At 66.2% G+C, this 9,692-nt stretch carries 10 protein-coding genes; 8 read left to right on the top strand and 2 right to left on the bottom strand.

Features of this window, described 5'->3' with window-relative positions; genetic code table 11:
* On the bottom strand, positions 1–488 hold a 488-nt coding region (locus AX735_RS13240; protein ID WP_066281017.1), incomplete at its 3' end, for an EF-hand domain-containing protein.
* Positions 489–745: 257 nt separating this feature from the next.
* Here AX735_RS13240 and AX735_RS13235 point away from each other — a divergent pair.
* Together AX735_RS13235 and AX735_RS13230 are read left to right on the top strand one after the other, a co-directional pair.
* Positions 746–2,608: an ABC-F family ATP-binding cassette domain-containing protein gene (locus AX735_RS13235; RefSeq protein ID WP_066281010.1), complete on the top strand. Its 1,863-nt coding sequence runs from the start codon at positions 746–748 to the stop codon at positions 2,606–2,608.
* A 63-nt stretch (positions 2,609–2,671) separates the two neighbouring features.
* Positions 2,672–3,919 carry an acetyl-CoA C-acetyltransferase gene (locus AX735_RS13230; protein ID WP_066281008.1) on the top strand — a complete coding sequence of 416 codons (1,248 nt, stop codon included), beginning with the start codon at positions 2,672–2,674 and terminating at the stop codon, positions 3,917–3,919.
* 25 nt (positions 3,920–3,944) lie between these two features.
* Here the strand turns inward: AX735_RS13230 and AX735_RS13225 are convergent, their stop codons facing one another.
* Positions 3,945–4,307, bottom strand: a complete 363-nt coding sequence (locus AX735_RS13225) for a response regulator (RefSeq protein ID WP_031318539.1) — start codon at positions 4,305–4,307, stop codon at positions 3,945–3,947.
* Between the two features lie 75 nt (positions 4,308–4,382).
* Between AX735_RS13225 and AX735_RS13220 the strand changes: the two genes are divergently transcribed.
* The 6 genes from AX735_RS13220 to AX735_RS13195 form a co-directional block, all read left to right on the top strand.
* Positions 4,383–4,673, top strand: a complete 291-nt coding sequence (locus tag AX735_RS13220) for a DUF3572 family protein (protein ID WP_066281007.1) — start codon at positions 4,383–4,385, stop codon at positions 4,671–4,673.
* A 16-nt stretch (positions 4,674–4,689) separates the two neighbouring features.
* Positions 4,690–5,361, top strand: a complete 672-nt coding sequence (locus AX735_RS13215) for a hypothetical protein (RefSeq protein WP_066281004.1) — start codon at positions 4,690–4,692, stop codon at positions 5,359–5,361.
* A 30-nt stretch (positions 5,362–5,391) separates the two neighbouring features.
* Positions 5,392–5,859, top strand: coding sequence for a RidA family protein (locus tag AX735_RS13210; RefSeq protein ID WP_066281001.1), 468 nt, complete (start codon positions 5,392–5,394; stop codon positions 5,857–5,859).
* A complete protein-coding gene (locus AX735_RS13205; RefSeq protein WP_066280999.1) occupies positions 5,831–6,616 on the top strand; it encodes a glycerophosphodiester phosphodiesterase family protein in 786 nt (261 codons plus the stop codon). Before AX735_RS13210 ends, AX735_RS13205 begins: the two co-directional genes overlap by 29 nt.
* Positions 6,613–7,761: a GNAT family N-acetyltransferase gene (locus AX735_RS13200; RefSeq protein WP_066280997.1), complete on the top strand. Its 1,149-nt coding sequence runs from the start codon at positions 6,613–6,615 to the stop codon at positions 7,759–7,761. Before AX735_RS13205 ends, AX735_RS13200 begins: the two co-directional genes overlap by 4 nt.
* 77 nt (positions 7,762–7,838) lie before the next feature.
* Positions 7,839–9,692 (top strand): alpha/beta hydrolase family protein (locus AX735_RS13195; protein ID WP_066280994.1); only part of this gene is annotated, 1,854 nt, incomplete at its 3' end.

Genomic DNA, 9,692 nt, shown 5'->3' with positions numbered 1-9,692 from the left:
CCCGCCTCGAACTCGGCGAGCGTGATTGCGCCATCCTTGTCGGCATCGAGCCGCATCATGCCGCCGCGCATACCGCCATGGCCACGCATGCCCATTCCGCGACCGCCGCGCTTGCCGCCCATGCGCGCGCCCGGCTCGCCCGGGCCACGATCGGCACGCATCGCCATGCGCTCGGCGCGCTTGGCCTGACGCGCTTCGCGCGCGGCGGTCATCTCGGCAAGGCTGACCTCGCCGCTACCGTCAGTGTCCATCTGCTTGAAACGTTCGGCCATGCGGGCGTCGCGATCGGCCTTGTCGATCTTGCCGTCCTTGTTGAAATCGATGCGTTCGAACATTTTCGCAGCCTGCGCGCGCGCCTCTTCCTGCGTGACGACGCCGTCCTGATTGGCATCGGGTCCGCGCTTCTGGCCAGGGGCGGGCTGCGCCAGCGCCATGCTGCCGGTGAGCATTGCAGCCAGCGCAGCGCCGGCAATGAGGGTCTTCTTCATGGGGGGCATTCCTTCAATTCCGTCTTGGGGGCGGAAGCCGCTCCGGACCAGGCTAGCAGGGGGCAGATCATGGTCCGAAGCGGCTCCCATGACCGCTGTTCTAGCCCGCTATTGTCGCACAGATTTGCCTTGCGCGCGGCAAAAGTGTCGCAAAGTGTATCGGATCGCGCACCCCGTTCATGCGGGTGCAAGCCTTTTCGCTGCGGCGCAGCATCGGACCGCTTGGCGAATGGCGCGTCTGCTGATAGGCGCAGCCCATGCTTTCGATGAACAACATCACCGTGCGCCTGGGCGGCCGCACCATATTGGACGGCGCGACGGCGGCGATCCCGCCGGGCAGTCGTGTCGGCCTGATCGGCCGCAACGGCGCAGGCAAGTCGACGCTGATGAAGGTGATGATCGGCGAGCTCGAGCCCGATGACGGCGAGATCGAGATGCCCCGGCTCGCACGGCTGGGTTATGTCGCGCAGGAAGCACCGCATGGCGACAGGACGCCGCTCGATACCGTGCTCGCCGCCGATGTCGAGCGCACCACCCTGCTCGAGGAGGCTGAGACCTGCACCGATCCCGACCGGCTGGGCGATGTGCACGAACGCCTGCTCGCGATCGACGCGTACAGCGCGCCCTCGCGCGCGGCGATCATCCTCACCGGCCTAGGCTTCGACGAGGAGATGCAGAACCGCCCGCTCGACAGCTTTTCGGGCGGCTGGAAGATGCGCGTCGCGCTGGGCGCGCTGCTGTTCTCGCAGCCCGACGTGCTCCTTCTCGACGAACCGTCGAACCATCTCGACCTCGAAGCGACGGTGTGGCTGGAGAATTTCCTCAAGGCCTATCCCGCCACGCTGATCGTAATCAGCCACGAGCGCGACCTGCTCAACAATGTCGTCGACCATATCCTGCACCTACAGGGCGGCAAGGTGACGCTCTATCCCGGCGGCTATGACAGTTTCGAGCGCCAGCGCGCCGAACGCGCGGCGCAGCTCGCCGCCGCCAAGCAGGCGCAGGACGCCCAGCGCGCCAAGCTGCAGGATTATATCGCGCGCAACTCGGCCCGCGCCTCCACCGCAAAGCAGGCCCAGTCGCGCGCGAAAATGCTCGCCAAGATGCAGCCGATCACCGCATTGATCGAAGACCCGTCGCTGAGCTTCGATTTCCCGAGCCCCTCAGAGCTCAAGCCGCCATTGATCACGCTCGATCTGGCAGCGGTGGGCTATGCCGAGGCCAAGCCGATTTTGCAGCGGCTGAACCTGCGCATCGATCCCGACGACCGGGTCGCATTGCTCGGCCGCAACGGCAACGGCAAGACCACGCTCGCGCGCCTCCTTGCCGCGCAGCTCGCGCCGATGGACGGCGCGATGAACACCGCGGGCAAGATGCAGGTGGGCTATTTCACGCAGTATCAGGTCGAGGAGCTGGAGGCGGACAGCACCCCGCTCGAACAGATGACCCGCGCGATGCAGGGCAAGACCCCGGCGGCGGTGCGCGCACAGCTCGGCCGGTTCGGCTTTTCGGGCAACCGCGCGACATCGCAGGTCGGCACCCTGTCGGGTGGCGAGCGCGCGCGGCTGGCGCTGGCGCTGATCACCCGCGATGCGCCGCACCTGCTGATCCTCGACGAGCCGACCAACCATCTCGACGTCGATGCGCGCGAGGCGCTGGTCCAGGCGCTCAACGACTATTCGGGCGCGGTGCTGCTGATCAGCCACGACCGTCACATGGTCGAGCTGACCGCCGACCGGCTGGTGCTGGTCGATAACGGTACCGCCACCGAATATGCGGGCAGCATGGACGACTATATCGACTTCATCCTGGGGGTGAACCAGCCCAAGGGCGAGGCGAAGCCCAAGGCGAAAAAGGACAAGAAGGCCGAGGCCGAACGCCGCGAACAGCTGCGCCAGGTCCGCGCCAAGGTCAGCGCGGCCGAAAAGCAGATCGCGACGCTCCAGGCGAGGATGAGCGACATCGACCGCGCGATGTTCGATCCCTCTTCGGCGAGCGGCGAACTGGCCAAGCTGACGATGAGCGAGCTCTCGCGCCGTCGCTCGAAGATCGCGGACGAACTGGCAGAGGTCGAGGCGAGTTGGCTCGAGAGCAACGAAATGCTCGAGACGCTGGAATAGGCTTGCCGGGCGCTCCTGACTGGTTTAACCGAGCGATTAAACCAGTTGGAGAGGAGCCTGAACATGGCCGAAGCCTATATCATCGATGCCGTCCGCACCCCGCGCGGGGTCGGCAAGCCCGGCAAGGGCGCGCTGTCGCACCTGCACCCGCAGGATCTCGCCGCCACCGTGCTCAGGGCGATCAAGGAGCGCAACGGCCTCGACACCGCCACCGTCGACGACGTGATCTGGTCGACCTCGACGCAGAAGGGCAAGCAGGGCGGCGATCTTGGCCGTATGGCGGCGCTGGCGGCGGGCTATGACATCAAGGCGAGCGGCATGACGCTGGACCGGTTCTGCGGCGGCGGCATCACCTCGGTGAACCTTGCGACCGCTGCGATCATGTCGGGCATGGAAGACTGCGTCATCGCCGGCGGCACCGAGATGATGAGCTATACCCAGGTCGTCGCCGCCGCCGAAGCCAATGCCGGCATGCCGCCGCCGCTGATGGGATCGCACAACCCGGCGCTGGACGAACTGCATCCGCAATCGCACCAGGGCGTTTGCGGCGATGCCATCGCCTCGATGGAGGGGATTTCGCGCGAGGATCTCGATGCGCTGGCGCTGGTCAGCCAGCAGCGCGCCGCGCGCGCGATCGCCGAGGGCCGGTTCGACAAGTCGGTGGTGCCGGTGCACAATCCCGACGGCAGCGTCGCGCTCGACAAGGAAGAATTCCCCCGGCCCGATACCACCGCCGAAAGCCTGGCCGCGCTGAAGCCCGCCTTTGCCGGCATGGCCGATTTCGAGATCGGCGGCACCACCTTCCGCAAGCAGATCAACCGCCGCTATCCCGATCTCAAGATCGAACATGTCCATCACGCGGGCAACAGCTCGGGCGTGGTCGACGGCGCCGCCGCGCTGTTGCTGACCTCGAAGGATTATGCCGACAAGCACGGCCTCAAGCCCCGCGCGCGCGTCGTTACCTATGTCAACATGGGCGATGACCCGACGCTGATGCTCAACGCGCCCGTCCCTGCGGCCAAGAAGGCGCTCGAGCGCGCTGGCCTTTCCAAGGACGATATCGACGTCTGGGAAATCAACGAAGCCTTCGCCGTGGTCGCCGAAAAGTTCATCCGCGACCTCGATCTCGACCGCGAGAAGGTGAACATCAACGGCGGCGCGATGGCGCTGGGTCATCCCATCGGGGCGACCGGATCGATGCTGATCGGCACCGCGCTCGACGAGCTCGAGCGTTCGGGCGGCCGCTATGGCCTGATCACGATGTGCGCGGCGGGCGGCATGGCGCCTGCGATCATCATCGAGCGGATCTGACGGACATGCAGGCGGTGGGCGCGGCTCAGACGAGCGCGTTCACCGCCGCCATGAACGGTCCGATCGAGACGGGCTTGGACACATAACCCTCGGCCCCGGCGGCGCGGATGCGGTCCTCGTCGCCCTTGCCGGCATAGGCCGTCACCGCCATGATCGGGATCAGGCGCAGGTCGCGGTCGGCCTTGATCGCCTCGATCAGTTCCAGCCCGCTGACATGCGGCAGCTGGATGTCCATGATGATCAGCCCCGGCACGAACTGGCGCGCGCGCTCCATCACCTCGCGGCCATCGGCCAGCCCCTCGACCGCGAAGCCGTGTGCGCTGAGCAGATCGCAGAAAAGTTTGCGATTAAGGTCGTTGTCCTCGACAACCAGCACTCTTTTTGCCACTGAACCGCTTATCCAATTCTGCCGGGTCGAACTATCCGGGGGCGTTGATAACAACTGGGGATGTAGGCGAAAGCCGTGGGCGACACAATCGGTGCAGGCGAGCACGGAAAGGATGACGCAGCCACTCTCGCGCTGATGGCACTGGGATGGCTGCTCGTTGATCAGGACCGCGCTTCGCGGTTGCTGGCGCTGACCGGCATGACGGCGGAAGACCTGCGCGAAGGGGCCAACAGCCCGCGCATCCTGTCCGAGATCATCCGCTATCTGGAGGGCTATGAGGCCGATCTGGTGGCGGCGGCAGATGCGATCGGCACGACGCCGGTACGGCTGGTCAATGCGCGGATCGAGCTGGAACGCCAGCATTGAACGAGATGGAGTATTGATGAGCGCGACGAATTCCCCTTCCCGCCCCCTGCTGGTCACCGATTGCGACGAGGTGCTGCTGTACATGGTCGCGCCGTTCAAGGCGTGGCTGGACGAGGAACATGATATCGATTTCGACTTTTCGGGCGGCGATTTTGCCAAGGCCTTGATCGACCGCAAGACGCGCGAGGCGGTGAAGCCTGGCGATATCTGGCCGCTGCTGGGTGCATTTTTCGATACCGAGATGCACCGCCAGACGCCCATCACGGGGGCGGTCGAGGCGCTGAAGGCTATCGGCGAGCATGCCGATATCGTCGTGCTGACCAATCTGATGGATAACCGCCAGCAGGCGCGCAGCGAGCAGCTCGCGCGGTTCGGCCTCCACCACCGCGTGGTGTGCAACCAGGGGCCGAAGGGCGAGCCGCTCAAGCGCATCGTCGAGGAACACAATCCCAGCGTCGCGATCTTTGTCGATGACCTGCCCCAGCATCACGAATCCGCCGCCGAGCATGTGCCGCATGTCTGGCGGCTGCACATGGTGGGCGAAGAGGGCCTGGCGCCACATATCGCCTGCGCTGCCAATGCCGGGCACGCCCATGCACGCATCGACCGTTGGGACGAGGCGCTCGCCTGGATCCTCGAGCGCTTCGCACACGGCGCACAGGCGCCCGGCATCCCGGCCGCCGCCTGATCCCCTTTTCCTGCAGGACTTGAAACGACCATGACCGATACGATCGAACAGAAACTTGCCGAACTGGGCGTCGAACTGCCCCAGCCCGCTGCACCCGTCGCGTCCTATGTCCCGGCGGTCGAGGTGGGCGGCCTGCTCTATATCTCGGGCCAGCTGCCCTTTATCGACAGCAAGGTCGTCACCGGACGGCTCGGCGAGAATGTCTCGCTCGAGCAGGGCGAAGCCGCCGCGCGCGCCTGCGGCATCATGCTGATCGCGCAGATGAAGGCGGCGCTGGGCTCGCTCGACCGGGTCGAGCGGATCGTCAAGCTCGGCGCGTTCATTTCGAGCACCCCCGAATTCAATGCGCAGCCCAAGGTCGCCAATGGCGCATCGGACCTGATGGTGCAGGTGTTCGGCCCCGCAGGTCAGCACGCGCGCAGCGCCGTCGGCGTACCGGTGCTGCCGCTGGGCGCTGCGGTGGAGATCGATGCCATTGTCGCCGTTCGGCCTGCTTGACCGCTGGCTGGCCCCCGCGCCAGCGCAGCGACGCATCGCCTGGCTGGGCGAGCAGCCTTATGCCCATCGCGGCCTGCATGACGGCATGTGGGATGGCCCGGTGCTGGAAAACGCCCTGCCCGCCTTCACCGCGGCGATCGCGGCAGGTCATGGCATCGAATGCGATGTCCAGCGCAGCGTCGACAACCGCGCGGTGGTGTTCCACGACTTCTCGCTCGGTCGGCTGACGCTGGCGCAGGGCCGGGTCGCCAGCAAGACGGCGGCGGAACTGACGCAAATCCGCCTGCTCGGCCAGAATGGCGCGATTGCGGAGCTGGGCGCGGTGCTGGGCGTGGTGCGCGGTCGCGCGCCGATCCTGATCGAGATCAAGACCGAAAGCGGCCATGTCGCGCCCCTGTGCCTCGCGGTACGCCGCGCGCTGGAAGGCTATGGCGGCAAGGCGGCGGTGATGAGCTTCGATCCTGCCGTCAGCGCCTGGTTCCGGCGCCAGGCCAAGCACATCACCCGTGGCCTGGTCATCACCGAAGAGGAGGCACGCGGCTGGAAGGGCAATCTGCGCCACCATCGCGACCTGTGGCAGGCCAAGCCCGATTTCCTCGCCTACGACATTCGCGACCTGCCAAGCAGCTTCGCGACCGCCCAGCGCGCGCGAGGCCTGCCGGTGCTGACCTGGACCGTGCGCACCGACGAGCAGTACGCGATCGCGGCGGAATATGCCGACGCACCGATTTACGAGCGAGGCCAGCCCCAGCCATGAGCGAGCGTGCGATCACCGCCGAGGTCGGTCGCAGCATTGCCGCGCTGGATGCGGCGCAATGGGATGCGCTGGCCGGACCCGACAATCCGTTTGTCAGCCACGCCTTTCTCAGCCTGCTCGAGCAATCGGGCAGCGTCGGGCGCGGTACGGGGTGGAACCCCGCGCCGATCACGATCAAAGGCGAGGATGGCCGGCTGGTCGCCGCGCTGCCCGCCTATCTGAAGAGCCACAGCCAGGGCGAATATGTCTTCGACCATAGCTGGGCGCATGCCTGGGAGAATGCCGGCGGGCACTATTATCCCAAGCTGCAGATTTCGGTGCCGTTCACGCCTGCAACCGGTCCGCGCCTGCTGCTCGCGGATCCGCAATGGGCACCTGCGATCCTGAGCGCGGCCGAAAATCTTGCCGACCAGAACGGCCTGTCCTCGGTCCACGCGACCTTTATCGAGCCTGCGCAGCTGCCGCTGTTCGAACAGGCGGGCTGGCTGATGCGGTCGGACACGCAATTCCACTGGCATGACGACGGCTATGGCGATTTCGAGGGCTTTCTCGGCTCGCTCACCTCGCGCAAGCGCAAGGATCTGCGCAAGGAACGGGCCAGGGCGCAGGAAGGTGTGGAGATCGTCCACCTGACCGGCGACGCCATCACCGAGGCGCATTGGGATGCGTTCTGGATCTTCTACCAGGATACCGGCGCGCGCAAATGGGGCCATCCGTACCTGACCCGAGAGGCGTTCAGCCTGATGGGCCGGAATATGGCCGACCGCATCCTGCTGATCCTGGCCCAGGTCGAAGGTCACCCGATCGCCGGCGCGCTCAACTTCATCGGCAGCGACACGCTCTATGGCCGCTATTGGGGCTGCACCGTCGACAAGCCGTTCCTGCATTTCGAGCTCTGCTATTATCAGGCGATCGACGCGGCGCTAGCGCGCGGCCTCAAACGCGTCGAGGCAGGCGCGCAGGGCGGGCACAAGATGGCGCGCGGCTATGCGCCCGAGCTCACCTGGTCGGCACATTATCTCCCCGATCCAGGATTTCGCCGCGCGGTCGCCGATTTCCTCGAGCGCGAGCGCGCCGCAGTCGCTGCCGATCGCGAGATGCTGACCGAGATGCTGCCTTTCCGCAAGGGCGAGCGACAGGCTTGACGCGGGCCGCAACCGGGCGCACGATCCGCGCTAGACACCCATCCAAGCCCTTGTTCTTCCAATAGAAAGCCTGCCCCATGCGCACGATCCGTCTTGCCGCCCTGTTGCTTGCTTGTGCCAGCCCCGCCCCCCTGCTGGCGCAGAATGTGCCCGATACGCGGCTGACCGGGCAGGACCTGTTCTCGCTCGAGGTCGCCGCCGATCCGCAGATCTCGCCCGATGGCAGCAGGACCGCGTTCGTGCGCCGCGCCAATGACGTGATGAGCGACAAGGCGGTCTCGTCGATCTGGCTGATCGACAATGCCAGCGGCGAACTGACCCCGCTTGCCGCCGGACCCGGCAGTCACAGCCAGCCGCGCTGGTCGCCCGACGGCAAGCGCCTGGCCTATGTCTCGACGGCCGAGGGCGGCGCGCCGCAGCTTTATGTCCGCTGGGTCGGCACCGGCCAGTCGGTGCGGATCACGGGGCTTCCCGAAAGCCCCGGCAATATCGCCTGGTCGCCCGATGGCAGCCAGGTCGCGTACACGATGTTCGTGCCCGCCGAGGGTCTGAAGCTCGGCAAGGCGCCCGAAAAGCCCGAGGGTGCGACCTGGTCTGCGCCGCTCGAGACCTATGACCTGCTGACCTATCGCGCCGATGGTGCGGGCTATCTCAAGCCCGGTTTCGACAAGATCTTCGTCGTGCCCGCCACCGGCGGCGCGCCCCGCCAGCTGAGCTTCGGCGATTATCATGACGGCGGCGGCCTGACCTGGAGCAAGGACGGGCAGACGCTCTATTTCAGTGGCAACCGCTCGCCCAACTGGGAGAACGACCCGCAGGACGCCGAGATCTATGCGCTCGACATCGCCACCGGCAGCATCACCGCGCTGACCGATCGCGATGGGCCCGACGCTTCGCCCGTCGTCTCGCCCGATGGCAGCAGAATCGCCTATCTCGGTTTCGACGACAAGCTGCTCGGCTATCACAACGCGCAGGCCTATGTGATGAACCGCGACGGCAGCGGCAAACGAGCGGTGGCCCCGTCGCTCGACCGCAGCATCGACAGCATCGTCTGGGCCCCCGACGGCCAGGCGCTGATCGCGCAATATGACGATCATGGCGAAACGCTGGTCGCGCGCATCGGCCTCGACGGATCGGTGCGCGAGATCGTGCGCGGGCTGACCGGCCCGGCGCTCGACCGGCCCTATTCGGGCGGATCGTTCAGCGTCGCGAAGAACGGTACGATCGCCTATTCGGGCGGCAATGCGACCAAGCCTGCCGATGTCATGCTGGCGAACGGGGGCAGGACGCGGATGCTCACCCGGCTCAACCAGTCACTCATGGCATCGAAGCGGCTGGGCGAAGTGCGCAAGATGACCGTCGCCTCGTCGTTCGATGGCCGCGAGATCGAAGGCTGGCTGACCCTGCCGCCGGGCTATGCAGCCGGGCAGCGCGTGCCGCTGGTGCTGGAAATCCATGGCGGACCCTTCGCTGCCTATGGCCCGCATTTCTCGACCGACAACCAGCTCTATGCCGCTGCAGGCTATGCCGTGCTCTCGGTCAATCCGCGCGGATCGACCAGCTATGGCGCGGAATTCGCCAACCTCATCCACCATGCCTATCCGGGCAATGACTATGACGATCTGATCTCGATGGTCGACAAGGCGATTGCCGATGGCGTTGTCGATCCCGACCAGTTGTTCGTCACGGGCGGTTCAGGCGGCGGGGTGCTGACCAGCTGGATCGTGGGCAAGACGACGCGGTTCAAGGCCGCGGCCACCCAGAAGCCTGTGATCAACTGGACCAGCCAGGCCCTGACCGCCGATGGCCCGGCCTTTTTTGCGAAATACTGGTTCGGCAAGCTGCCCTGGGAAGACCAGGCGAGCTACTGGGCGCGCTCGCCGCTGTCGCTGGTCGCCAATGTGAAGACGCCGACGCTGGTGGTCGTCGGC

Origin of the sequence: Blastomonas sp. CCH1-A6 (assembly GCF_001556365.1) — a bacterium.
In the GTDB taxonomy this organism is placed as follows: Bacteria; Pseudomonadota; Alphaproteobacteria; order Sphingomonadales; family Sphingomonadaceae; genus Blastomonas; species Blastomonas ursincola.
This window is presented reverse-complemented; position numbering and strand designations above follow the sequence as displayed.